23 protein-coding genes and 1 riboswitch are annotated in these 24134 nt (G+C 70.7%); of the genes, 6 read left to right on the top strand and 17 right to left on the bottom strand.

Going from position 1 to position 24134, the window contains the following annotated elements; all coding sequences use genetic code 11:
- Window positions 1-219 precede the first annotated feature (219 nt).
- Window positions 220-1476 (top strand): glycoside hydrolase family 18 protein, encoded by a 1257-nt coding sequence (locus PV734_RS06140; protein ID WP_319093932.1) that lies wholly within the window; start codon window positions 220-222, stop codon window positions 1474-1476.
- 54 nt (window positions 1477-1530) lie between these two features.
- On the opposite strand, the gene PV734_RS06135 is transcribed toward PV734_RS06140, so the two are convergent.
- From PV734_RS06135 to PV734_RS06125, 3 genes are all read right to left on the bottom strand, one after another.
- A complete protein-coding gene (locus tag PV734_RS06135) occupies window positions 1531-2190 on the bottom strand; it encodes a TetR/AcrR family transcriptional regulator (RefSeq protein ID WP_319093933.1) in 660 nt (219 codons plus the stop codon).
- 118 nt (window positions 2191-2308) lie between these two features.
- Window positions 2309-2452: an SCO1431 family membrane protein gene (locus tag PV734_RS06130; protein ID WP_319093934.1), complete on the bottom strand. Its 144-nt coding sequence runs from the start codon at window positions 2450-2452 to the stop codon at window positions 2309-2311.
- A 169-nt stretch (window positions 2453-2621) separates the two neighbouring features.
- The gene (locus PV734_RS06125; RefSeq protein ID WP_319093935.1) at window positions 2622-3989 is read right to left on the bottom strand and encodes a peptidase C39 family protein; all 1368 of its coding nucleotides are present in this window, start codon (window positions 3987-3989) and stop codon (window positions 2622-2624) included.
- Window positions 3990-4215: 226 nt separating this feature from the next.
- Here PV734_RS06125 and PV734_RS06120 point away from each other — a divergent pair, with 226 nt between their 5' ends.
- Both PV734_RS06120 and PV734_RS06115 read left to right on the top strand, forming a co-directional pair.
- The gene (locus PV734_RS06120) at window positions 4216-4836 is read left to right on the top strand and encodes a hypothetical protein (protein ID WP_319288899.1); all 621 of its coding nucleotides are present in this window, start codon (window positions 4216-4218) and stop codon (window positions 4834-4836) included.
- A 430-nt stretch (window positions 4837-5266) separates the two neighbouring features.
- Entirely contained in the window at window positions 5267-7132 is a 1866-nt protein-coding gene (locus tag PV734_RS06115) for an AAA family ATPase (RefSeq protein ID WP_319093936.1), read from the top strand.
- 133 nt (window positions 7133-7265) lie between these two features.
- On the opposite strand, the gene PV734_RS06110 is transcribed toward PV734_RS06115, so the two are convergent.
- The 10 genes from PV734_RS06110 to PV734_RS06065 all read right to left on the bottom strand — a co-directional run bounded on the left by PV734_RS06110 (window position 7266) and on the right by PV734_RS06065 (window position 16500).
- A complete protein-coding gene (locus PV734_RS06110; RefSeq protein WP_319093937.1) occupies window positions 7266-8351 on the bottom strand; it encodes a hemolysin family protein in 1086 nt (361 codons plus the stop codon).
- Window positions 8348-9736, bottom strand: a complete 1389-nt coding sequence (locus tag PV734_RS06105; protein WP_319093938.1) for a hemolysin family protein — start codon at window positions 9734-9736, stop codon at window positions 8348-8350. Before PV734_RS06105 ends, PV734_RS06110 begins: the two co-directional genes overlap by 4 nt.
- Window positions 9737-9937: 201 nt before the next feature.
- Window positions 9938-10420, bottom strand: a complete 483-nt coding sequence (locus PV734_RS06100; RefSeq protein WP_319093939.1) for a PH domain-containing protein — start codon at window positions 10418-10420, stop codon at window positions 9938-9940.
- 46 nt (window positions 10421-10466) lie between these two features.
- Window positions 10467-11324: an ATP phosphoribosyltransferase gene (hisG, locus tag PV734_RS06095; protein WP_319093940.1), complete on the bottom strand. Its 858-nt coding sequence runs from the start codon at window positions 11322-11324 to the stop codon at window positions 10467-10469.
- A 73-nt stretch (window positions 11325-11397) separates the two neighbouring features.
- Window positions 11398-11670: a phosphoribosyl-ATP diphosphatase gene (locus tag PV734_RS06090; protein ID WP_006378313.1), complete on the bottom strand. Its 273-nt coding sequence runs from the start codon at window positions 11668-11670 to the stop codon at window positions 11398-11400.
- Between the two features lie 34 nt (window positions 11671-11704).
- Window positions 11705-12190, bottom strand: coding sequence for a 6,7-dimethyl-8-ribityllumazine synthase (gene ribH / locus PV734_RS06085; protein WP_006378308.1), 486 nt, complete (start codon window positions 12188-12190; stop codon window positions 11705-11707).
- Window positions 12191-12233: 43 nt separating this feature from the next.
- Window positions 12234-13529 carry a bifunctional 3,4-dihydroxy-2-butanone-4-phosphate synthase/GTP cyclohydrolase II gene (locus PV734_RS06080; protein WP_319093941.1) on the bottom strand — a complete coding sequence of 432 codons (1296 nt, stop codon included), beginning with the start codon at window positions 13527-13529 and terminating at the stop codon, window positions 12234-12236.
- Window positions 13526-14167, bottom strand: coding sequence for a nicotinamide mononucleotide transporter family protein (locus tag PV734_RS06075; RefSeq protein WP_319093942.1), 642 nt, complete (start codon window positions 14165-14167; stop codon window positions 13526-13528). Before PV734_RS06075 ends, PV734_RS06080 begins: the two co-directional genes overlap by 4 nt.
- Window positions 14164-14802, bottom strand: a complete 639-nt coding sequence (locus tag PV734_RS06070) for a riboflavin synthase (protein ID WP_319093943.1) — start codon at window positions 14800-14802, stop codon at window positions 14164-14166. The genes PV734_RS06075 and PV734_RS06070 overlap by 4 nt, the downstream gene beginning before the upstream one ends.
- Window positions 14803-14949: 147 nt before the next feature.
- A riboswitch (FMN riboswitch) is annotated at window positions 14950-15084 on the bottom strand.
- A 189-nt stretch (window positions 15085-15273) separates the two neighbouring features.
- Window positions 15274-16500, bottom strand: a complete 1227-nt coding sequence (locus PV734_RS06065; protein ID WP_319093944.1) for an ROK family transcriptional regulator — start codon at window positions 16498-16500, stop codon at window positions 15274-15276.
- 161 nt (window positions 16501-16661) lie between these two features.
- On the opposite strand from PV734_RS06065, the gene PV734_RS06060 reads away from it, so the two are divergent.
- Window positions 16662-17873: an MFS transporter gene (locus tag PV734_RS06060; RefSeq protein ID WP_319288885.1), complete on the top strand. Its 1212-nt coding sequence runs from the start codon at window positions 16662-16664 to the stop codon at window positions 17871-17873.
- Here PV734_RS06060 and PV734_RS06055 read toward each other — a convergent pair.
- Entirely contained in the window at window positions 17833-18312 is a 480-nt protein-coding gene (locus PV734_RS06055; RefSeq protein ID WP_415924154.1) for an acyl-CoA thioesterase, read from the bottom strand. The genes PV734_RS06060 and PV734_RS06055 overlap by 41 nt on opposite strands.
- A gap of 116 nt (window positions 18313-18428) precedes the next feature.
- Window positions 18429-19580 carry a glycoside hydrolase family 6 protein gene (locus PV734_RS06050; RefSeq protein WP_319094239.1) on the bottom strand — a complete coding sequence of 384 codons (1152 nt, stop codon included), beginning with the start codon at window positions 19578-19580 and terminating at the stop codon, window positions 18429-18431.
- Window positions 19581-19754: 174 nt separating this feature from the next.
- Between PV734_RS06050 and PV734_RS06045 the strand changes: the two genes are divergently transcribed.
- Together PV734_RS06045 and PV734_RS06040 are read left to right on the top strand one after the other, a co-directional pair.
- Window positions 19755-20429: a DUF5995 family protein gene (locus PV734_RS06045; protein WP_319093946.1), complete on the top strand. Its 675-nt coding sequence runs from the start codon at window positions 19755-19757 to the stop codon at window positions 20427-20429.
- Between the two features lie 95 nt (window positions 20430-20524).
- Complete coding sequence (locus tag PV734_RS06040; RefSeq protein WP_319288884.1) at window positions 20525-21457, top strand: LLM class F420-dependent oxidoreductase; 933 nt, start codon at window positions 20525-20527, stop codon at window positions 21455-21457.
- 27 nt (window positions 21458-21484) lie between these two features.
- On the opposite strand, the gene PV734_RS06035 is transcribed toward PV734_RS06040, so the two are convergent.
- Both PV734_RS06035 and PV734_RS06030 read right to left on the bottom strand, forming a co-directional pair.
- Entirely contained in the window at window positions 21485-23197 is a 1713-nt protein-coding gene (locus PV734_RS06035; RefSeq protein WP_319288883.1) for an NAD(P)/FAD-dependent oxidoreductase, read from the bottom strand.
- A gap of 62 nt (window positions 23198-23259) precedes the next feature.
- Window positions 23260-24048: a carbon-nitrogen hydrolase family protein gene (locus PV734_RS06030; protein WP_319288882.1), complete on the bottom strand. Its 789-nt coding sequence runs from the start codon at window positions 24046-24048 to the stop codon at window positions 23260-23262.
- Window positions 24049-24134: the final 86 nt, after the last annotated feature.

The raw sequence follows: 24134 nt of genomic DNA, 5'->3' as shown, positions 1-24134 counted from the left end.
GCGGAAGCGGTCGGCGAACGGCTGTGGAGCTGCGAGTATGCCCGATCGGCGGCACGACGTCACCGGTTAACGAGCGTTTATTCGATCACATCCCGGCGCATCCGCCTCGCCCCGAAATTGGTCCGAACCATTGACCGTACTGGTCTAGTCCACTTACTGTGCCCGCAGTTCCCGGCACCACCTCCCCCGTGCTCCCCTCCCTTCCGAGGTGACAGCTCCATGCACCGACCGCATCTCCCCCGTGTCCGCTTCAAGGCGCTTGTGTCCGCCGCCTGTTGTGCCGTTCTCGGCGCCGGGCTGCTGGCCGGCGCGGGCACCGCGACCGCCGCTCAGACAGCCTCGAAGGCCGTCGTGAAACCCGTCCCGAAGGCCGCCGGCTCCAAGGTCGTCGGTTACTTCACCGACTGGGGCACGTACGACCGCAAGTACTACGTCAAGAACATCGAGACCTCCGGGTCGGCCGCCCGGCTGACCCACGTCAACTACGCCTTCGGCAACGTCGTGGGCGGCAAGTGCGCGATGGGCGACGCCGACGCGGCGACCGGCCGCGCGTACACGGCCGCCGAGTCGGTGGACGGGGTCGCCGACACCGCGAGCCAGCCGCTGCGGGGCAACTTCAACCAGCTGCGCGAGCTGAAGAGGAAGCACCCGAAGCTCAAGGTCCTCTGGTCGTTCGGGGGTTGGACCTGGTCGAGCGGTTTCGGCGAGGCCGCGCAGAACCCGGCCGCGTTCGCCAAGTCCTGCTACGACCTGGTCGAGAACTCCCGGTGGGCCGATGTGTTCGACGGTATCGACATCGACTGGGAGTACCCCAACGCCTGCGGCAACACCTGTGACACCAGCGGCAGGGCGGCCTTCAGGAACGTGATGGCGGCGCTGCGGGCGAAGTTCGGCTCCGGCGACCTGGTCACGGCGGCGATCACCGCCGACGCCACCTCCGGCGGCAAGATCGACGCGGCGGACTACGGGGGCGCGGCCAGGTACGTCGACTGGTACAACCCGATGACGTACGACTACTTCGGCGCCTGGGCGGCGACCGGGCCGACGGCACCGCACTCGGCGCTGAACTCGTACTCAGGGATCCCCCAGGCCGGCTACTACACCTCGGCGACCATCGCGAAGCTCAGGAGCCTCGGTGTACCGGCCTCCAAGCTGCTGCTGGGTATCGGCTTCTACGGGCGCGGCTGGACCGGCGTCACGCAGTCGGCGCCCGGCGGCACGGCGACCGGTCCGGCGGCGGGTACGTACGAGGCGGGCTTCGAGGACTACAAGGTGCTGAAGTCCAAGTGCCCCGCCACCGGCACCGTCGGCGGGACCGCGTACGCCAAGTGCGGGAGCGACTGGTGGAGTTACGACACCCCGGCGACCATCGGGACGAAGATGGCGTACAAGAACCAGCAGGGGCTGGGCGGCACGTTCTTCTGGGAGCTGAGCGGCGACACCTCGAACGGTGAGCTGATCAGGGCGATCAAGTAGGCGCACCCGGAAGGCGGTTGGGGCGGGGGCCACGAGCCTTCGCCCCGACCGCCGTCAGTTGTCCCGGCGGGCCGGCTCCGGTGTCACGTACGTCGGGTCGAGTTCCTCGATGGCCCGCATGGCGCCGCCCAGCATCTTCACGAGGAGTTCGCGCATGATGTCGCGGGAGAGTTCCGGCCGGTCGATCCAGTCGAGGGTGGCGCCCTCCACGCCGCACACCCAGCCGAACAGGCCCATGCGGGCCAGCGGGGCGATGTCCTGTCGGCCGTACGCGCCCTCGGCGATGGTCGCGACGATCGCCGCGCGCACCCCGTCCCGGATGGCCTGCACCTCGGCGTCGAAGCCGACACCGCCGCTGACGATCGTGCGATAGGCGGCCTGGTTGTGCTCAGCGAAGCGCAGGTAGGCGTCCATGGTGCGGTGCACGCGGTCCACGGGGGCGTGATCGAGGCCGCTGGACGCGAAGGTGACCAGGTCGGCGACCGAGTCCTCGACAATGGCGAGGTAGTAGCCGCGCTTGGACTGGAAGTAGTAGTAGATCAGTCCCTTGGCGACCTGCGCCTGACGTGCGATGTCGTCCATCGACAGCGCGTCGTACGACCGGTCGGCGAACAGCTTCCGTCCGATGGCGATGAGTTCGGCGCGACGCGCTTGGGAGCGGTCGGTGCCGCGGACCCTCGGACGCTCGGCGGCGGACTGACGACTACTGTTCAATTTGGGGCCCTGGTCTCCAACTGCGGGCGGGACATCCGAAGTATGGCAGACCCGAGCCACCTGCACGTTCGACTCTGATCGACGGAGCGAACGCCTCGTTCGCTGCGGATCGCACCGGTCAGATCAGGCCGAGCTGGGCGACGAGCATGGCGAGCACGATCACGAACGTCCAGCCCATGACGTGCTCGAAGATCTTCGGGCCGTCTTCTCGGGGGCCGCCGGTACGGGCTCGGGCGGGGGCTGCGGCAGTGCTCGCGGTCATGGCATCTCGCTGAGGTCGGTGTGCGATGGACTCCCCCCACCGTTGCCTCCACCTTGCCATTCATCGGGGCTTTCACGCCGGAGACGTTGGTCACATCCAGTCGGAAAACGGACAGCCCCCGGTCTCCCGGGGGCCGCCGCACGCCGTCACACCCTCTCCTCGGCTCGGTTCAGCGCACGCCCACCGCCGCGAGCGCGGCGAGCTGGGCGGCGGTCGGCCGCGCCGGGAAGTACAGGTAACAGACTCCGCCGGTGCCGGACACGACCTTGCCACTGGCGTTGTACCGCTTCGTCCGCAGCCAGATGTTCTCGAACTCCCGTCGGGCGTAGACCCGGCGCACGGCCTGGTCGGTCGCCGAGAACGGGTCGTTGGCGATCACGTCGCCGTCGGCGGTGAAGCCGATGACGGTCATCAGATGGCCGGACGTGCCGTAACCCGCCCCCGTCAGCTCGGTCTTGAGGAACGACTGGGACGTTATGGCCGGGATACCGGCCGCGATCAGCGTCTGCAGGTCGGTGAGCGAGCCGAGCCGGGTGACCACGCCCTGGAGGTCCTTGTAGGTCGCCGCGTAGGCCGCGTTGAAGGGCCAGTTGCCGCAGCCACCGTACTGGAAGTCGTAGGTGAAGCGGGCCGCGTGGCACACCTGCGGGTCGGCGTAGGCCGGGTCGACCCAGGCCAGTTGGGCCGCCGTGGGCTTCCGGCCCCAGTACTCGATGATCATCTGCGAGGAGGTGGGGCTGCACCAGGCCTCGCCGCCGTTGTCGTACTCGGGGTACTGGCCGCTGTGGATCTCCTGCGAGTAGCGCGGGACGATCAGCTCCCTGGCCGGGCCGGGCGCCGACGCGGGGACCGTGAAGCGGTCCGGGACGTCGGAGCCCATCGCGCCCAGCCGCCAGACCGTGGGTGTGACGGTGGTGCCGGGCTTGCGGTACAGGGTGAGCCGCAGTCGGTACGAGGCCAGCCGCAGGCCCGTGGCCGGGTCGTCGATGGCGAAGGTGTCGGTCCAGACCGTGCTCCTGTCGTCGGTCTGGTCGTCGACGGAGGTCCGCTTGATGTCCTGGTCGCCGGAGGCCCAGCGGCCCATCACGTACCAGGGGGTGGCGGTGCCGTCGGAGTACGTCCCGGCCAGTTCGACCTGGATCCAGGTCCCGGCCGGGGTACGCGCGTTCCAGGACGCGATGACCTCGGTGGCGGGCACGGTGAGCCGGTGCACGAGGGACGTCCAGGTCGCGTACTCCCAGGCCGCCGTCGTACCGGTGTGCGGATCGGTGTAGTCGACCGTGCCGACCGGAGCGCCGATCACGACCCCGGGCCGCGCGCCGTCCACGGCCCGGGCACCCTTGGCCGTGCCGCCGGCGCACCAGTCCGTGTACGAGGTCCAGGCACGGTTGTCGACGACGCGGTCGGCGTCGGCCTCGGCCCCGTGGCCGGTCACGCCAGGGGTGTCGGCGGCGGCCGGACCGGCGGTGCCCGCGACAGCGGCGGCCACCGCCGCGGCGAGGACGGTTCTGCGGGACGGCTCTTCGGCTCTGCTCATGGGCGGGTGACCCCCAGGTGTCCTAGGCGGGCGGGACAGTGCGCGGATGTGCGCCCACTATGACCGCCGATGACCTGGTCCTGCCAGCACTTCGGGCCGTGCCGCGCTCAGCAATATTGGTCTCCACCATTGACGCGATCCGGATCGTGGGCGGCGGCGGACCCCGACCGGTCCCTAGAATGATCCCCGGCAATATGTCCGAATCCCATCGCCCCCGGGAACCGTCATCCACGACCTCGCCCGCACCCTGCGCCGACTGCCTCCCTCCTGCGGCCCGGTCCGGCTGATCGCCGTCGACGGCCACGCGGGCTCCGGGAAGACCACGTTCACCGGACGACTGGCCGCCGCCCTCGGTGGGGCACCCGTGCTGCACCTCGACGACATCGCCACCCACGACGAGCTGTTCGAGTGGACGAGTCGGCTGGTCGGCCAGGTGATCGAGCCACTGCGGCGCGGCGAGGACGCCTCCTACGCCCCCTACGACTGGACGTCCCGGCACTTCGGGGCGCCCCGGACCCTGCCGGCCGCGCCCGTCGTGCTGCTGGAGGGGGTCGGGGCCGGCCGTCGGGCGGTACGGCCGTTCCTGGCGCGGCTGTTGTGGATGGAGCTGACGGACGAGGACGCCTGGGCACGCGGCAGGTCGCGGGACGGGGCGGAACAGAGCGAGTTCTGGGTCGAGTGGGTCGACGCGGAACGGCGGCACTTCGCCGCGGACCCCTCCCGTCCGTTCGCCGACCTGTTCGTACGGCAGTGCGGCGAGGGGTACGAGGTGCTCCCGGGGCCTGCCGGTGCCGTTGGATCAGACCAGGATCTCACTCACGGTGACGGGTCGTCCGCTGTGTGCTGAAGTTGTGAAGACCCTTGCTTGGGAACTTGTCCGAGTGCCTCAACTCGGCTTGACCGGTGGGCCGTACAGGACTTACGTTCTCAATGTGCGGCCCTTTGGAGCCGCCCGCAGTCTCGAAGCCCCCGGTTGTTCCCCCGTGATCGGGGGCTTCGTTCTGCCCGCGGGCCGTTTTTCGGCCGCCCCGAGGCTCGATCTGTTCACCCTCGGTGACCGCGCCGTGTGCGCCCCATCTGCTCCCACCTCGTCAAACGGCCTGTGCGGCACCCTGCTGCGGGCACCTGCCGCGCAGGTACGATGCCCTCGGTGCGACTCGGACGGTTGCTCTGCGCACCGTTGCAACTCCCGTCCGCGGCACAGCGGTTCGACCAAGCTGCCGACGGGCACCGGCCTGTCGGAGAGGCAATCGGGGGCACGGTTTGTGGGGGACGTGATGGACTTCGGCACGCAGGGCCCCGAGGCCCCGGCCGACCTCGCCTGGCTGCGAGGTGTGGACGCCTACACGATGGGCGCCTATCCGCAGGCGGAGGAGGAGTTCCGCACCGCGGTGCGGATGGATCCCGGGATGGCCGACGGCTGGCTCGGACTGCACGCGCTGCGCGTCGACACGACGACCGCGCTGCTACGGATGTTCCGGCACCGGGAGCGCTTCGGGGAGCAGCGCGCACGCCACCGCCGGACCCTCAACTCCTGGTACTGGCTGGGCTGGTGGGTGCAGCCGGTACTGGAAAGCCCACGCGATCTGCTCCTCGCGCACGCCTCGCACTGGCTGGACGGCCGCCATGTACCGGAGCTGGACCGGGCATTGGCCGGTCTGCCACCGGTGGACACCGACCCGCAGGTCCGTTTCCTGCACGCCTGCCGCGCCTACCTGGTCAAGGACTGGGAGCAACTGGTCCGGCACACCGACCCGTTGATCAACGACGCGATGCTGGGCATCGAGGCCGGCCTGTTCGGCGGCATGGCCCGGGTGCGCCTGGAGATGTACGGGCAGGCGGAGCCACTGCTGTCGGCGGCGCTGATGCGCTGCCGCAGCGAGCAGCCGCAGCGCAAGGAGCTGCGGTACTGGCTGGCGCGGGCCCACGAGGGTACGGGCCGCTCGGCGGCTGCCCTGCCCCTGTACCGGGCGGTGCACCGCGTGGACGCCGCCTTCATGGACACCTCGGCGCGGCTCGCCGCGATCTCCGAGGGCGACGGGTACGACGAGGCGGTCGACCTCGCGGGGATCACGCTCACCGGGATCGGTCAGGAACTGCTGGAGGGCCCGGACGGTATCGATCCCCTGTTCGGCGGCGAGGGGCGCGACCTGAAGCTCTCGGAGCCTGAACTCCCGCCGCCCGGCGGCCCGTTGCCGTCCGCGACCGACCCGGTGCGCGAGAAGGCCACCCTCCCGGTACAGCCGCTGCCGACCGGCCCGACGGACGCCGCCCTCCTCGATGAGGCGCTGGCCCAGCTGGAGTGCATGGTGGGCCTGGAACCGGTGAAGCGGCAGGTGAAGGCGCTCTCCGCCCAGTTGAACATGGCACGGCTCCGGGCGGGACAGGGACTGCCGGTACAGCCGCCGAAGCGGCACTTCGTCTTCTCGGGCCCCTCAGGCACCGGCAAGACAACGGTGGCACGCATCCTCGGCCGGGTGTTCTACGCGCTGGGACTGCTCGGGGGCGACCATCTGGTGGAGGCCCAGCGGGCCGACCTGGTCGGCGAGTATCTCGGCCAGACCGCGGTGAAGGCCAACGAGCTGATCGACTCCGCGATCGGGGGTGTCCTCTTCGTCGACGAGGCGTACTCGCTCTCCAACTCCGGTTACGGCAAGGGCGACGCGTACGGCGACGAGGCCCTGCAGGTGCTGCTGAAGCGGGCAGAGGACAACCGGGACCACCTGGTGGTGATCCTGGCCGGCTATCCGGAGGGCATGGACCGGCTCCTCGCCGCCAACCCCGGGCTTTCGTCCCGCTTCACGACCCGCGTCGACTTCCCCTCGTACCGTCCGCTCGAACTCACCTCCATCGGCGAGGTACTGGCCGCCGAGAACGGCGACGTGTGGGACGAGGAGGCGCTGGACGAGCTGCGCTCGATCGCCGGACACGTGGTCGACCAGGGGTGGATCGACGAGCTGGGCAACGGGCGGTTTCTGCGGACCCTGTACGAGAAGAGCTGTGCGTACCGGGATCTGCGGCTGTCGGTGTACCCGGGGACGCTGACCCGGGACGACCTGTCGACGCTGCGACTGCCGGACCTCATGCAGGCGTACGGGGAGGTCCTGTCGGGGCGGGGGCCGCAGGATCCGTCGGCACTGTGACCACAAGCACCGATGCGGGTGCTGGGGCAGGGGTGTGTCGCGCGGCCCGGCGCTGACAGGGTGCCGCCTGCGCCCACCCGTGCCGCCCCAGGCGGCACGCATGCCCGCAGACTGGACCCCCCCCCACCCGACGTCAGCCGGCCAGTGCCTCCTCCTGGGGCGCCGTCCTCGGTTCCCGGACCTTCGGTACCGGTGGTGGCTGGCGGTGGTCCGGATCGCGCACCTCGCCCACCAACAGCTCCAGTACGTCCTCCATCGCGACCAGCCCGATCACCCGCCCCGACCCGTCCGCGACCTGGGCCAGATGCGTCGCCGCCCGGCGCATCACCGTCAGCGCGTCGTCCAGCGGGAGTTCGGAGCGCAGCGTCGTCATGGCACGCCACACGTGCTGCGGCACCGCCCGTTCCGAGTCCTCCAGGTCCAGTACGTCCTTCACGTGCAGGTAGCCCATGAAGGCGCCGTTGTCCGCCACCACCGGGAAGCGGGAGTAGCCGGTGCGGGCGGTGAGGGCGACGACCTGGCCCGGGGTGACCGACGGGCCCACCGTCACCAGGGACTCGCGGTCGAGGAGGACGTCGGTGACCGGGCGGGAGCCCAGTTCCAGCGCGTCCTCCAGGCGTTCCTGCTCACCGGGGTCGAGCAGCCCGGCCTGGCCGGCGTCCTCCACCAGCCGGTTGAGCTGTTCGCTGGTGAAGACCGCCTCGACCTCGTCCTTGGGCTCGACGCGGAAGAGCTTCAGGACGAGTCGGGCACAGGCGCCCAGGCCCACCGTGACCGGCCCGCACACCCGGGCGAAGGCGACCAGGCCCGGGCTCAGCCACAGCGCGGTCTTCTCGGGTGCCGCCATCGCCAGGTTCTTCGGGAGCATCTCCCCGATGACCAGGTGGAGGAAGACCACGAGCGCGAGCGCGATGACATAACCCAGCGGGTGGATCATGCCCTCGGGCAGGTGGACCGCCTCGAAGACCGGTTCCAGCAGGTGGGCGACGGTCGGCTCGGCGACCGCGCCCAGGGTCAGGGAGCAGACAGTGATGCCGAACTGGGCCGCGGCCATCATCTGGGGCAGCCGTTCCAGGCCGTACAGCACCTGGCGGGACCGTGCCGTGCCCAGCGGTTCGATCTGGCTCCGGCGGACGGAGACCAGGGCGAACTCGGCGCCCACGAAGAAGCCGTTGGCGAGCACGAGGAGAAGGGCGAAAAGGAGTTGGAGAACGCTCATCGGGCCGCCTCCACCGCGAGGTCGGCCGTCTTCGTGCCGGCCGGGGTGTTCGTACTGTCCGGAGTGTTCGTACTGTCCGGGGTGCTGATCAGACGTACCCGCTCGGCCCGGTAGTGGCCGACCTGGCGGACCGACAGGCGCCAGCCCGGCAGTTCCGCCCTGTCGCCGGGGACCGGGATCCGGCCCAGCAGGTCGGCGACGAGGCCGGCGACCGTCTCGTACGGGCCCTCAGGCACGTCGAGGCCTATGCGCTGGAGGATGTCGACACGGCAGCTGCCGTCGGCGTCCCAGGCGGGGTGGCCGTCCTCGGGCGGGGCGGCGGCGAGTTCGGTCGGTTCGTTGAGCACGTCGTCGTGCTCGTCGTGGACCTCGCCGACGAGTTCCTCGACGATGTCCTCCAGGGTGACGACACCCGCCGTGCCGCCGTACTCGTCGACGACGACGGCGATGGGCTGCTGGCTGCGCAGCAGTTCGAGCAGCGGCTGCACGGGGAGCGTCTCGGGGACCAGCAGCGGCGACTTGGCGATCCGGCCCACCGGTGTGCGCAGCCGGTCGGCCGCGGGCACCGCGAGGGCGTCCTTGAGGTGGGCCATGCCGACGATCTCGTCGATCCGCTCCCGGTAGACCGGGAAGCGGGACAGGCCGGTGGCCCGGGTCAGGTTGACGACGTCCTCGGCGGTGGCCGACGACTGCAGCGAGCTGACCCGCACGCGGGGGGTCATCACGTGCTGCGCGGTCAGTTCGCCGAGCGACAGCGTCCGTACGAAGAGGTCCGCCGTGTCCTGTTCCAGCGTGCCGGCCTGGGCCGAGTGCCGGGCCAGGGAGACCAGTTCACCGGGCGTGCGGGCCGAGGCCAGTTCCGCGGTGGGTTCGACGCCCAGGGCGCGGACCAGGCGGTTGGCCACCGCGTTGAGCCCGGCGATCACCGGGCGGAAGAGGCGGGAGAAGACGTGCTGCGGGCCGGCCACGAAGCGGGCCACCTGCAGCGGCCTGGAAACCGCCCAGTTCTTGGGCACGAGTTCGCCGATCACCATCTGCACGGCCGCCGCCAGCAGCATGCCGACGACCACGGCGACACCGGACGCGGCGCCCTCGGGGATGCCGATCGCGGTGACCGGGTCGTGCAGCAGCTCCGCGAGCGCCGGCTCGGCGAGCATGCCGACGACGAGGGAGGTGATGGTGATGCCCAGCTGGGTGCCGGAGAGCTGGAAGGACAGCTCCTTGAGGGACTCGACGACCGTACGGGCCCGTCGGTCGCCCTCGGCGGCGGCCTTCTCGGCGTCCGGCCGCTCGACCGTGACAAGGCCGAACTCGGCCGCCACGAAGAAGCCGTTGGCCAGGATCAGCAGGAATGCGGCTCCGAGGAGCAGCAAGGGGGTGGTCATGATGCCGCCGCCTCGATATGTCGGGAGGGGGCGGCGCAGGTACTACAGGACGATCCGTCCATCGCTGGAAGGAGTCACTCCTCGGGTAGCAGGGGGCCTCTGAAGACCGGGGGGAACATCAGTGGCGGAGGCGCGTGAATACGCCTCCGCCAACAGATTAATCAAGACAAGGGCCTGTGCGGCAGGGTGGATGGCCCTGAGTCAGCCCTGATCTTGCTCGGGGTCGCCCGCGGACCGCTCCTCGGCGAGCGCCCGCAGGGTGCGCGCGTCCTCGATGGCCCGCTGTTTGGCGATGCCGGGCTGGATGCCGAGCGCGGGCAGGCTCGTACCGTCACTGAGGTCGAGGAACACCCAGGGGTCGCCCGGGCGGAGGTTCACCCGGAGGATCTCCGCCCAGTCCAGCCGCCTCTTGCTCGCGATGTTGACGACGGTGACTCCGGCCTCGTCGGCGACCACCTTGGGCCGGGACAGGAGCAGGAGTACGCAGGACAGCAGCGCGGCGGTGAAGACGAAGCTGAGGCGCTCCCCGGGACTGAGGTTCTCCAGGAGCAGCGCGATCGTCGTGATGACGACGAAGATCGCGAGGCTCGCGGTGACCAGCACGGCCCGGGTGCGGCCCGGCCGGAATGTGACGGGCAGCGCGGGCCGGGCGGGCGGAACGGGTGCGGCGGGCGGATCCTGCATCGGTGTACGGTCCCTGTCGCTCACGGTGTCGGTCGTCTTCCGTGTGTCAGAGACGGCAGGCGTGGATGGCCGTGGTCAGGATGGCGCGCGCTCCGATGTCGTACAGATCGTCCATGATCCGCTGGGCCTCCTTGGAGGGGACCATCGCACGGACGGCGACCCAGCCCTCGTTGTGCAGGGGCGAGACGGTCGGCGACTCCAGACCGGGCGTCAGGGCGACGGCCTTCTCCAGCTGCTCGACGCGGCAGTCGTAGTCCATCATCACGTACGTCCGGGCCACCAGGACGCCCTGGAGGCGGCGCAGGAACTGCTGAACTTTCGACTCAGCGGTTTCGTCGGCCTCGGCGCCGACCCGGCGGACGACGATCGCCTCGGACTTCATGATGGGCTCGCCGAACACCTCCAGGCCCGCGTTGCGCAGGGAGGTACCGGTCTCGACGACGTCGGCGATGACCCCGGCGACGCCGAGTTCGATCGCCGTCTCGACAGCGCCGTCGAGGTGCACGACGGAGGCGTCGACGCCGTGGTCGGCGAGGTGCTTGGCGACGATCCCCTCGTACGAGGTGGCCACGGTCATGCCCGCCAGGTCCTCGATGCCGGTCGCGGCGCCGGGCTTGCCGGCGAAGCGGAAGGTGGAGCGGGCGAAGCCGAGCGGGAGGATCTCCTCGGCGTTGGCCCCGGAGTCGATGAGCAGGTCGCGGCCGGTGATGCCGATGTCGAGGCGGCCGGAGGAGACGTAGATCGCGATGTCGCGGGGGCGGAGGTAGAAGAACTCGACCTCGTTCTCCGGGTCGACGATCCGCAGTTCCTTGGACTCGCGGCGCTGCTGGTAGCCGGCCTCATGCAGCATCGCCGACGCGGGGCCTGACAGGGAACCCTTGTTGGGGACGGCGATGCGCAGCATGAGGTCGGCTTCCTTTGCGTGAGTTGCGTGGAACGGTGGAGGTGGCGGCGGTGCGTCACCGGTCGGGCGAGGTTTACAGGTGGGCGTACACGTCGTCCAGCGAGATTCCGCGGGCGACCATCATCACCTGGACGTGGTAGAGCAGCTGCGAGATCTCCTCGGCGGCTGCTTCCTTCCCCTCGTACTCGGCGGCCATCCATACCTCGGCGGCCTCTTCTACGACCTTCTTGCCGATGGCATGGACGCCCTTGCCGACCAGTTCCGCGGTGCGGGAGGTGGCGGGGTCGCCCGTGGCGGCCTTGTGCTGGAGCTCGGTGAACAGCTCCTCGAACGTCTTATTGGACATGGTGACGTTCACTTTACGCGGTGCGCCGCCCGGCCTAACGCCACGGTTCGGATACTGAGCGGAGGGTGGCCGCCGTCGCCACGGCCGCCGTCACCGCCTCGTGCCCCTTGTCCTCGTTGGAGCCCTCGATGCCCGCGCGGTCGAGGGCCTGTTCCTCGGTGTCGCAGGTCAGCACACCCATGCCGATGGGGACGCCGGTGTCGACCGAGACCTGGGTGAGGCCCTGGGTGACGCCCTGGCACACGTACTCGAAGTGGGGTGTGCCGCCCCGGATGACGACGCCGAGCGCGACGATCGCGTCGTAGCCCCGCCCGGCCAGCACCTTGGCGACGACCGGGAGTTCCCAGCTGCCGGGGACCCTCAGCAGGGTCGGCTCGTCGATGCCCAGGTCGCGCAGGGCGCGCAGGGCGCCGTCCACCAGACCGTCCATGACCTTCTCGTGCCACTGCGCCGCGATGACCGCGACGCGCAGGTCACCGCAGTTGCGTACGGACAGTTCGGGTGCGCCCTTGCCGCTCACGTCTTCGTCTCTCCTCGGTGGTCTCTACTGGTTCCGGTGATCTCTACTGGTTGCCGCAGGGGGACACGGGGGCCGTGTCCAGCCAGGGCAGGTCGTGGCCCATCCGGTCCCGCTTGGTGCGCAGGTAACGGAGGTTGTGCTCGCCCGCCTGTACGGGCATCGGCTCGCGGCCGCTGACCTTGAGGCCGTGGCGTACGAGCGCGTCGGTCTTGTCGGGGTTGTTCGTCATCAGGCGCACGCTGTGGACGCCGAGGTCCTGGAGTATCTGCGCGCCGGCGCCGTAGTCCCGCGCGTCGGCGGGCAGGCCGAGCTCGAGGTTGGCGTCGAGGGTGTCGCGGCCCTGTTCCTGCAGTTCGTACGCCCGGAGCTTGGACAGCAGTCCGATGCCGCGTCCCTCGTGGCCGCGCAGGTAGACGACCACTCCCCGGCCCTCGTCCCGGATGCGTTCGAGGGAGGTCTCCAGCTGGGGGCCGCAGTCGCAGCGCAGGGAGTGGAAGACGTCCCCGGTGAGGCACTCGGAGTGGACGCGGACCAGGACGTCCTCTCCGTCGCCGACATCGCCGTGGACGAGGGCGACGTGCTCGACGCCGTCGACGGTGGAGCGGTAGCCGTACGCCGTGAACGTGCCGAAGGCGGTGGGGAGCCGGGTCTCGGCCTCGCGGCGGACGGTGGGTTCGGCGCTCTGGCGGTAGGCGACCAGGTCCTCGATGGAGATGATCGTCAGGCCGTGCTTGCGGGCGAAGGGGATCAGCTCGGGCAGGCGCAGCATACGGCCGTCCTCGCCGGCGATCTCCACGATGGCGCCGGCCGGCCGCAGCCCCGCGAGCCGGGCGAGGTCGACGGCGGCCTCGGTGTGGCCGTTGCGGACCAGGACGCCGCCGGGCCTGGCGCGCAGCGGGAAGATGTGGCCGGGGCGGACGAAGTCGTCGGCGCCGGCGTCGCCGCTCGCGAGGAGCTGAAGCGTGGTGGCGCGGTCGGAGGCCGAGATACCGGTGCTCACACCGTGAACGGCCGAGGCGTCGACGGAGACCGTGAACGCGGTTTTCATCGACTCGGTGTTGTCGTCGACCATCTGCGGCAGCCGGAGCCGGTCGAGTTCGTCACCCTCCATGGGGGCGCAGATGAGCCCGCGGCACTCGCTCATCATGAAGGCGATGATCTCGGGGGTGGCCTTCTCGGCGGCGATGACGAGGTCGCCCTCGTTCTCCCGGTCCTCGTCGTCGACGACCACGACCGGGCGGCCGGCCGCGATGTCCGCGATGGCCCGCTCGATCGGGTCGAGGGACCAGTCCTCGATGTTGTCGGTGCTGTACAGGATCGGGGCCGTGGTCGTGGTCATGCGGGCGCTCCTTCCAGGACGGGCCGCGTTTCCTTGCGGGAGCGCAGCCACCAGTCGCGCATGCCCCACAGGACGAGCGCGCCGTAGATGACGTAGACGAAGCCGGAGAAGGCGTAGCCGTTGGCGAAGTTGAGGGGGACGCCGACGAGGTCGACGAGGAGCCAGGCGAACCAGAACTCGACCATGCCGCGCGCCTGGGCGTACATGGCGACGATGGTGCCGACGAAGATGTAGGCGTCCGGCCAGGGGTCCCAGGACAGGGTCGGGTAGGCCTTGAAGAGCAGGGCCACGGCGACCGTGCCGACGGCCGCGGCGCCGATCATGGCCGCGCGCTCGCGCCAGGTGGCGAACCGCGGGGTGATGTGGCCGTCCCCGGACTCCCCCTTGTGCCGGTTCCACTGCCACCAGCCCCAGCCGGCGACGGCCATGACGACGATCTGCTTGCCGGCGCTGCCGGTGAGGTGGCCGAAGAAGGCGCCGAAGAGGACGAGACCGGACAGGAACTGCACGGGCCAGCTCCAGATGGAGCGCCGCCAGCCGAGGGCGAGGGCGATCAGCCCGAAGATGTTGCCGATCATGTCCGACCAGAGGATGTGCTGGTCGAGGAGTGTGAACGCCTCGGTGTTCAGCCGGTTCACTTCGCGGCCCCCCACGTCTCCTGTGCTTCCCGTACGCCCTGGGTGCCGTGCGCGCCGAGCAGTCGTTCGACGTACTTGGCGATGACGTCGACTTCGAGGTTGACCGGGTCGCCGGGCTGTTTGCGGCCGAGCGTGGTCAGGTCGAGGGTGGTGGGGATGAGGCTGACGGTGAAGTAGTCGGGCCCGGCGTCGACGACGGTGAGGCTGATGCCGTCGACGGTGATGGAACCCTTCTCGACGACATAGCGGGTGAGGCCGGCGGGGAGCGAGATCCTGACGATCTCCCAGTTCTCGGACGGCTCACGTGCGAGGACCGTGCCCGTGCCGTCGACGTGGCCCTGCACGATGTGACCGCCGAGGCGGGCGCCGAGGGCCATGGGGCGTTCGAGGTTGACGCGGGAGCCGACGGCGAGGACGCCCAGGCTGGAGCGGTCGAGGGTCTCCGCCATGACGTCGGCGGTGAACTCGTCACCCTCGTGTTCGACGACCGTGAGACACACGCCGTTGACGGCGATGGAGTCGCCGTGGCGGGCGCCTTCGGTGACCACGGGGCCACGGAGCCTGAAGCGGGAGGCGTCGCCGAGGTTCTCGACGGCCGTGACATGGCCCAGCTCTTCGACGATTCCGGTGAACACTTCCCGGGTCCTCCCTGCCTCTTCGGGCACGGACTCCGGGGCCTGTCGATGACGACAGCTGTGAACGGGCAGGGACATCGGGGGCGACGCCGGACGGAGCTCGACCCATGGCCGAGCGGTACGGCGGCGCGCACGAATGCCCGCCCGCCGCGCACTGCCTCCCATCCGGACTTTAACCGTCGGTCCAGGAATTCCACCTGGTCAACCGGCCGCAGAAAAAATGCGGACGGGTCGCGGACTATAACCGCCGGTTCGGACTTTCACCGACCCCGGAGTGCGCTGCTTCTGTTACAGGCCAGTGTGCCACGCCGAGGGGTACTCCATGCGAGTGAGTTGTGTGGAGTGACTCACAAGGAGTGACGGGAATAGGCCAGCGATTGGTCCATACCTATTGACCATCATGGTCCAGACCTCTTAGCGTCGGTGCCGGACCGGCGGCGGTGACGACGGCCCTTGCCCGCCGCCGGGCCATCATCTGACCGATCCCCCGAACAACTCCTCCTGAGCATCCTCCCGAGCCGTCAGCAACGCCCCGCGCAGTACCGCTCCGCCGCCCAGCACGCTCGCCCGCACCTGGACCGGCAGGGGAGACATTCGGGCGAGCCGCTCCTCGACCCGGCCGGCGAGTACGTCGCCGCCCGCCCGGCCGACCTCACCGCCGAGCACCACGCACCCCGGGTCGAGGACTGCGACGACGGACGCGGCACCGATGGCGACGCGCTCGGCGAGGGCGTCCAGGAAGCGGGCGTGGGCCGGGGCACCGGGACTCGCCGCGGCCCCTCGGACCAGGGTCGCCGCACAGGGTTCGCGAGTGTCCGCGTCGGCCACCAGGCCCTGCGCGCCCGCCAGTTGGACGACCGCCGCCCCACCGGCGAGCGAGTGGAAGCCGCCCTCGCAGTCCGTCGCCGAGGGCAGCCGTCCCGTCCCCGGCACCGGCAGGAAGCCGATCTCACCGGTGCCGCCGGAGGCCCCCCGGCGCAGGGTGCCGTCGAGGACCACGGCGGCGCCGGTGCCGTGACCGAGCCACAACAGCACGAAGGTGTCGCGGTCGCGGGCGGCGCCGTCGCGCTGTTCGGCGAGGGCGGCGAGGTTGGTCTCGTTCTCGACGATCACCCGGGTTTCGGGAAGCCGCTCCTGGAGGGCCGCCACCAGCCTGCGGTGCCACACGGGCAGCCCCCCGGTGTCCCTGAGTTCACCGGTCGCAGGGTCGATCAGACCGGGGGCGCCGATCCCGACCGTGTGCAGCTTCCCCCACGCCCGAACACCCTCGCGCGGGGGGACCCCCATGGCCTCGGCCTCCTTGGCGACCCGCTCGACGAGAGCGACCGCCTGTTCCACGGCGGGACCGGTACCGGTGTCGTCCCCGATGGGCACGGACGCCTCGGCGAGCACCTCGCCCACCAGGTCGGCCACGACGACGGAGACGCCTTCGGTACGGACGTCGAGGGCGGCCAGGTGGGCGAGGCCGGCGACGATCCCGTACACCTTCGCGTTGGGGCCTCGCCGCTGCTCCCCCGACTCCCCCACGACCGTGATCAGCCCGGCGGCGGTGAGTCGTTCGACGAGGTCGGCGACCGTCGGGCGGGAGAGGCCGGTGAGCTGCTTCAACTGCCAGGCCGCCAACGGGCCTTCCTGCTGGAGCAGACGCAGGGCGAGCCGGTCGTTGATGGCCCGGGCGGTGCTCGGTGATGCGGGCATGCCGAGATCCTTCCAGATCGGCGGGGCCGTTCCCGCTGCCGAACAGGAGTGCGGACGGCCGATATCTCGCTATCTATCAGGCAGGGTTCCTGATAGTTTACGGCAGTGCGCGGCCAGGGCTCCGCGACGCAGCGGGAGCCGACCCGGGAAAGGGCCGCAGAATGAGTGCAGTGCTGTACGAACGACACGAGGTGAAGCGCGCCCGGTACGCCGTGGCCGCGGTCTTCGCCGTGCACGGAGCCGTCACCGGCTCGTTCGCGACCCGCGTGCCGTGGATCCAGGACCACGCCTCCGTCAGCGCGGGCCAGCTGGGGCTGGCACTGGCCTTCCCCGCGCTCGGCGCGTCCCTGGCGATGCCCCTCGCGGGCCGCGTCAGCCATCGCTTCGGCGCCCGTACGGCGCTGCGCGGACTGATCGCGTCCTGGACCCTGGCGCTGGTCCTGCCGGCGCTGGCCCCGAACCTCCCCACACTCTGCCTCGCCCTGTTCGTCTACGGCGCCACGGCCGGCATGGCGGACGTGGCGATGAACGCGCTGGGCGTCGAGATCGAGAACCGGCTCGGCAGGTCGATCATGTCCGGACTGCACGGCATGTGGAGTGCGGGCGCCCTGGTCGGAGCGGCGGGCGGAACCCTCGCCGCGCATCTGGGTTCGGACGCGCGTCTGCACCATGTGCTCGCGGCGGCGGCCCTCACGGTCCTCGGTGTGACCGCCTGTCGCTGGGTGCTCGATCTGCGCCCCACCGAGGACGAGGAACCGCCCCCGAGGTTCGCGCTTCCGCCCAGATCGGCCCTGCTGATCGGCGCGATCGGGTTCTGCGCGGTGTTCGCGGAGGGCGCGAGCCTGGACTGGTCGGCGGTGTACCTGCGGGACGAGCTGAACACCTCGGACGGTCTGGCGGCGGCTACCACCACCGGCTTCATGCTGACGATGGCGGTCGCCCGGCTTCTCGGCGACTCGGTCGTCAACCGCTTCGGCGCGGTACGGACGGTCCGCGCGAGCGGCGCGCTCGCCGTGCTCGGCGGTGTGCTCATCGTCGTCGCGGAGCGGCCCGCCGTGGCGATGACCGGCTTCGCGCTGCTGGGGCTCGGTATCGCCGTGGTCGTCCCGTTGTGCTTCGCGGCGGCGGGCCACAGCGGCCCCAACCCCAGTCAGGCCATCGCGGGCGTCGCCACCATCACATACACCTCGGGCCTGGTCGCGCCGAGCGCGATCGGGACGCTGGCCCAGGCGACGAGCCTGGTGGTGTCGTTCGGGCTGGTGACGGTGCTGGCGGGCGGCCTCACCGGGTTCGCGGGGGTGCTGCGGGCCGGTGCGAAGGACCGTCCGAAGGTCACTCCCCCGAGCGCAGCAGTTCCCGACCGCAGGCCCTGAACCAGTCGCTCCAGGGCGTGGGCCGCAGGGTTCCCGCGTCGAGCCGGACCAGCACCCGGGTGCCCCGGGCGTACGTCACCTCGCCGTCGGCCGAGCAGAGCCGGAAGCCGTAGGTGAGGCCGGTGGTGCCGAGGCGTTCCAGCCAGAGGTGCACGGCGTAGGCGCCGGGCCGGCCGACCGGGGCCTCGTAGCTGATGCGCAGTTCCCTGACCACGTTGCAGAAGTCGCCGGCCGCCGCCCAGTCCCCGTCGAAGGTGAGGCCGTATCCGTGCCACAGCTCGTTCCAGGCGCGCTCCACCAGCAGGGGGTAGCGGGCGTTGTGGAGCATGCCGAGGGAGTCGAGGTCGTCGAAGTGGACGGCCACGGGCATCAGCCGCCCGTAGGAGCTGTCCGGATCGGCGGAGGGTACGGGTACCGCGGCTTCGGCTTCGGTGGTCACGGGCGGGGCTCCTGGGCGTACGGGGTGGATGGCGGGTGCAGTCATCCGCGCCTCTCATCCTAAGCGGACGCTCAGATGGCTCTCGGCGGGACCTCTCCGGACCCTTTCCTCGCAGCTCAGCGCGCCAGGTCGTAGGCGTACGAGGCGGTGAACGTGCCGGGGGTGCCCATGCAGCCGTCCGACTCCCCCGGCAGCTTGACCCACAGATAGGCGTCGATCCGGGCCTCGCCGGTGTTCGTGGTCGGCGCCCGGCCGAGTTTCCGGCCGGCCGGGTCGCACCACTCACCGTCGGCCGGCGCGCCGTTGCCGTTGCGGCTGGTGTCGATCACGGCGCCGAGACCGGCGGGGCCGCCGAGGGCGTCGAGGACCCGTCGGTCGTAGGCGATCTCGTCGTCCGTGCGGTGGAAGTTGGAGACGTTGCTGAAGACCCCGTCGGAGGAGGCGGCCGAGGCCGCGCCCGCCTGACGGAGCAGGGCCGCCTGCTCGGCCGGTGAGTTCCAGCCGGAGTGCCCGGCGTCGTAGTAGACGCGGACGTCGGGGTCGGCGGCCTTGAGGACACGCCCCGCGCGGGCCAGCGAGGCGAAGCGGTCGGCGCGCCGCGCCGGGGAGAGACAGTCGGCCTGGGCGATCGAGTCGGGCTCCAGGATCACGATGACCTCGCCGGAGCCGAGGCCCCCCGCGAACGCGTCGATCCAGCCGTCGTAGGCGTCGAGGTCGGGCGCGCCGCCCTGCGAGGCGCCGCCGCAGTCACGGTCCGGGACGGCGTACGGCACGAGTACCGGAACCCGGCCGGCGCCCGCCGCGCCCGCCGTGACCGCGCGGACCCGGGCGGTGATCGTCGAGGGCGAGAAGTCGGCGAACCAGACCGCCGCCGGCCGGTCGGCGATCTCCGTCTCGATGACGGAGCGGCGAGGATCGTCGCGGTGGGCACCGACCCAGTCGAGCACCTGGGAGTCGGGGTAGCGGTAGAGGCGGGCGGACCCCGGGCCGGGCGCCTGCTTCGCCACCCGCTCGGGGCCCGTCGTCGAGGAGGAGGGCGAGGGCGTACGGCTGGGCTTCCTCGCCTCCGTCGTACGGGCGGACGGGGAGGGCGACTTCGAGGCACTCGGCGTGGGCGGAGTGGGCGACACGGCCGGCAGCGGGGCGAGCAGGGGCGAGCCGGTCACCTCGGGCCTGGCCTCGTCCGCGGCGCCACCGCCGCCGTCGAGCGCGGAGAGCAGCCCGGTGGCCGTACCGACAGCGACCACCACCGAGGCGGCGGCGACCATGACGGAACGCCGGGCGGCGCGCCCGCGTTCGGCCCGGCGCGCGGCCAGGCGCTGGGCGCGCAAGCCTGACACGTACAGCTCCCCTCCTCCGCCGCGGCGGGCGCGTTCCCCCGTTCTGGGGAAGCGTCCGGCCCGGCGGCACACGCGCCAGCCTAGGACTGGGACCCTGCCCCCATGGTGCAATTGGAACAGTTCACCACTTCTGTCGACCACGTCCTCTCCCGTATGCGCGCGCTGGAGACACAGTTGCCGCCGCGCGACGGGCTGGCGGTCTTCAACCGTGTCTACCTCGCCGTCACGGAGGCCTTCGACCGGCGGCTGGACGCCGGCGCGTTCCCCGACGCGCAGGCCGCGATCACCCTGGACGTGCGGTTCGCCGAGCGGTATCTGCGGGTGGCCGAGGGCGACCACGCACCCGCCTGCTGGCGCCCGTTGCTCCAGTTCCGCCACCATCCCGGCGTACGGCCCCTGCAGTTCGCACTCGCGGGCATCAATGCGCACATCGGGCACGATCTGGCGCTCGCCGTCGTGGACGCCTGTCGTACGCTCGGCTGCGAACCGGCCGATCTGGAGGACGAGTTCGAGCGCGTGGGTGATCTACTCGTCTCGCTGGAGGAGCGTCTGCGCGAAGAGCTGATGCCGGGTCCCGACCTGCTCCAGATCGCCGATCCGCTCACGCATCTGCTCGGCGCGTGGAGCATGGAGCGGGCCCGGGCCGCGACCTGGTCGGCGGCCCGCGCGCTGTGGGCACTGCGCCGACTGCCCGATCTGGCCGAGGAGTTCACCGACCGGCTCGACGCGGCGGTCGGCTTCGCGAGCCGCATGCTCCTCACACCGCTGCCGGACTGATCCGGCCACTCCCGCGCAGGGCCTCCGACATCAGTAGGTGAACGTTGTACGTTCGAGGTCCGGAATCTCTTGCGAAGCCGCGAAGGAGAACGCGCATGACCGTCCGTCTGGGTCTGGGTCTTCCGCAGTCACACCAGTACGACATCGGACGGGACGTGCCGGACGTGGCACGCACGGCCGAACAGATCGGCTACGAGAGCCTGTGGGTGTTCGAACGCGCCCTGTTTCCGGAGCCCGCGACCCAGGGCCTGTACGGCATGGAGGGCGTCCCCTGGCCCGATTCGTACCGCGGTCTCGCCGAACCGCTGGTGACCCTGACACTGGCCGCCGCGGCCACCGAGCGCGCCCGTCTGGGCACCAGCGTGCTGGTCGCCCCGCTGCACGGCCCCTTCCAACTGGCCCGCACCCTGGGCACCTTGGACGCGGCGAGCGGCGGCCGGGTGGTGGCGGGGCTGGGCACCGGCTGGTCCCTCGACGAGTACGCCGCCGCCGGGGTCGCCCCGTTCGCCGAGCGCGGCCGGGTCCTGGACGAGATCCTCGACGTGTGCCGGGCGGTCTGGGGCCCGGACCCGGTCCAGTACGACGGCCGCCTGACGAAGGTCCCGTCGGCCGTCGTCGGTCCCAAACCCGCCCGGCCGATACCGATATTCCTCCCCGCCTTCAGCAAGAAGTCGCTGACCCGCCTCGTCGAACGCGGCGACGGCTGGAACCCGATAGCCATGGGCGTCGAGCAACTCGCCACGCAGTGGCAGCAGGTGCAGGACTTCGCCGCCGAGAAGGGCCGTACGAGGCCGATCGAGACGGCGGTGCGGGTGAACCCCGCCTACACGGCGAAGGCGTACGACGGCGCCGACCGCCGGCCCTTCCAGGGCAGCGTCGACCAGATCGTGACGGACCTCGCCGCCCATGCCGAGATCGGCGGTCTCGACGAGTTCTTCTTCGACTTCGGCGACGCCCCGAGGGACGCCGCCGAACTCAAGGACCTGGCAGCCGAGCTGTACGAGGCGGCACGGGCGGCCGGGATCTGAACGACCCGCACCGCGCCTTCCCGCTCCTCAGTCCTCGGGGAGTTCGACGGGCGCGATCTCGTCGTACACGTCACCGGGGCCCGGGTTGGTCGGATCGGTGGTCCCGCCGAAGTGGTGCATGACGCCCCAGACCGCGTTGAGCGCGGTCTGGACGGCGCCCTCGGCCCAGCCGGCCGTCCAGGAGATGTCGTCACCGGCGAGGAAGACGCCCCGCTTGTCGACGGGCAGCCGGTCCTGCATGAAGTGTGTGAACAGGCGCCGCTGGTAACGGTAGTGGCCGGGCAGGTTGGCCTTGAACGCGCCCATGAAGTAGGGCTCGTTCTCCCAGGACACGGTGACCGGGCTGCCGATCACGTGCTTCCTGATGTCGACCTTCGGATAGATCTCGCCGAGCGACTTCAGCATGACCTCCATCCGCTCGTTCGCCGACAACGGCAGCCACTTGAGGCTGTCGTCGCACCAGGTGTACGAGAGGCAGATGACGGCAGGTTTGTCCGGGCCGTCGTCGAGGAGGTAGGTCCCGCGTGTCATACGGTCGGTGAGGGTCATCGACATGACGTCCCGGCCGGTCGGAACTCCCCTGTCGTCGACGGCCCTGTCGAGCCAGAAGGGCCGGTCGACGGGCACGAAGAGCTTGCTGGACTCCATGTAGTGGGTGCGTTCGATGGCGGTCCAGTGGTCGATCGGGAAGAGCGAGTCGTCGCAGTCGATCTTCGAGAGCAGCATCCAGGACTGGGCGGTGAAGACGGCCGCCGGGTACGTACGGATGTCGCCGTCCGCGTCGGTGACGGTGATCCGGTTGCCGGCCGTGCGGTGGAGGCGGGTCACGGCCGGACGCGGTACGCCGTTCACGTGCAGGGACGCGAGGGAGGTCCCGTACGGCCAGTGGACGATCTTCCCGGGCTCGCGTTCCCAGAGCCGCAGCGGCAGTTGCTGACTGCCGCCCACGATGCCCCGGTGGTGGTCGTCGGCCTCGGTGTAGACGACCCGCAGGATCTCCAGGATCGAGTTGGGGAAGTCGGTGTCCCAGCCGCCCGTGCCGAAGCCGACCTGGCCGAAGATCTCGCGGTGCCGGAACGACTTGAAGGCCTCGGAGTCGCAGAGGAACCCGTAGAAGGTCTGGTTGTCGAGCTTCTCGACGAGCCGGGCCCAGATCTCCCGGATGCGCGGCACGTCCCGCTCCCGCAGGGCCCGGTTCATGTCGGAGAAGTCGGCGCCCTCTTCGAGACACGTGTTCCAGGCCTCGGCGACATCTCGGTAGACCTGCGGCAGATCGTCGACCGTCTCCGCGTAGTGCGACTCGCCCTTGAGGTCGACGACGGTCGAAGGGGTGCACTCCGCGAGGGGGTTGGGGAACGGCCGGGTCTCCAGGTCCACCAGGTCGATGTAGTGCTGGAGGGCGGTGGAGGAGGGCGGGAAGCGCATCGCGCCCATCTCGGCGGTGAGGGAGGGGTCGCAGCCGTCGAAGCCGACGGTCCGCAGCCGTCCGCCGATCTGATCGGCCTCGTACACCACAGGCCTGAGGCCCATCTTCATCAGCTCGTACGCGGCGATGATCCCCGACAGCCCGCCGCCGATGACGGCCACCTCGGTGCCGTGCTCGGTCGCGGGAATCTGCCCGAGACCGGCCGGGTGGGCGAGGAAGTCGTCGTAGGCGTAGGGGAAGTCCGGCCCGAACATGGTGATCGGCGGCTGCTGCGCGTCGGCGTGCTGGACGGCGGTGGGCACCGTGGACGTCATGGGGTACGGACTCCTTGCGGGGTGAAGCAGGTGAAGGGGGTACGGAAAAAAACGGGGGAGGCTCAGCCGAGGGAGCCGTACAGGCCGGGACGCCGGTCCTGGAGATACGGGTTCGCCTCGCGGGAGGCGGCGAGGAGAACGGGGTCGACGTCGGCGAGGAGGAGTTCCTCGCCGCGGCCGGCCCGGGTGCGGGCGACTCCGTCGGGACCGGCGAGCGTGGAGAGCCCGACGAAGTCGAACTCCCCTTCCTGGCCTACCCGGTTGACGTAGGCGACGTACAGCTGGTTCTCGAAGGCCCGCACCGGGACGACGGACTCGGCGACGAACGGGAAGGGGTGCATCTGCGCCGTCGGGACCAGGAGGAGGTCGGTGCCCGCGAGGGCGTGGGCGCGGACGTTCTCCGGGAACTCGACGTCGTAACAGATCATCAGGCCGATCCGGAGACCGTCCAGTTCGGCCTGTACGACGGGCTGCTCGCCCGGTGTGAAGTGGTCGCGCTCGAAGCAGCCGAAGAGGTGGGTCTTGCGGTAGTTGGCGAGACGGTCACCGGTGGCGGAGACGATCTGCGCGGAGTTGAAGACCTGGTCGCCGGCTCGCTCGGGGTAGCCGTAGGCGATGGCGAGGCCGTGCCGCGTGGCGATCTCGGCGACCGCGTCGGCGGAGTCGCCGTCGGCCGGCTCGGCGAGGTGGGCGATGGCGTCGCCGATCGCGTACCCGGTGAGGAACATCTCCGGCGCGGCCAGCAGCGCCGCGCCCGCCCCGGCCGCCCGGCCCGCGGCCTCGTCGAGCGCCTTGAGGTTCCCGGCGGGGGAGCCGGGGCGGCCGGAGCTCTGGAGCAGGGCGGTGCGCATGCGGGGTCCTTGCAGGGGCTTAAGGGGGGTTGGGGGCCAGATAGACGGTACGGGGGGTGGGCACGGCGGTACAAGGAGCAGCTGTT

It is taken from the genome of Streptomyces sp. AK08-02 (assembly GCF_033795085.1).
GTDB lineage: Bacteria > Actinomycetota > Actinomycetes > Streptomycetales > Streptomycetaceae > Streptomyces > Streptomyces echiniscabiei.
This window is presented reverse-complemented; position numbering and strand designations above follow the sequence as displayed.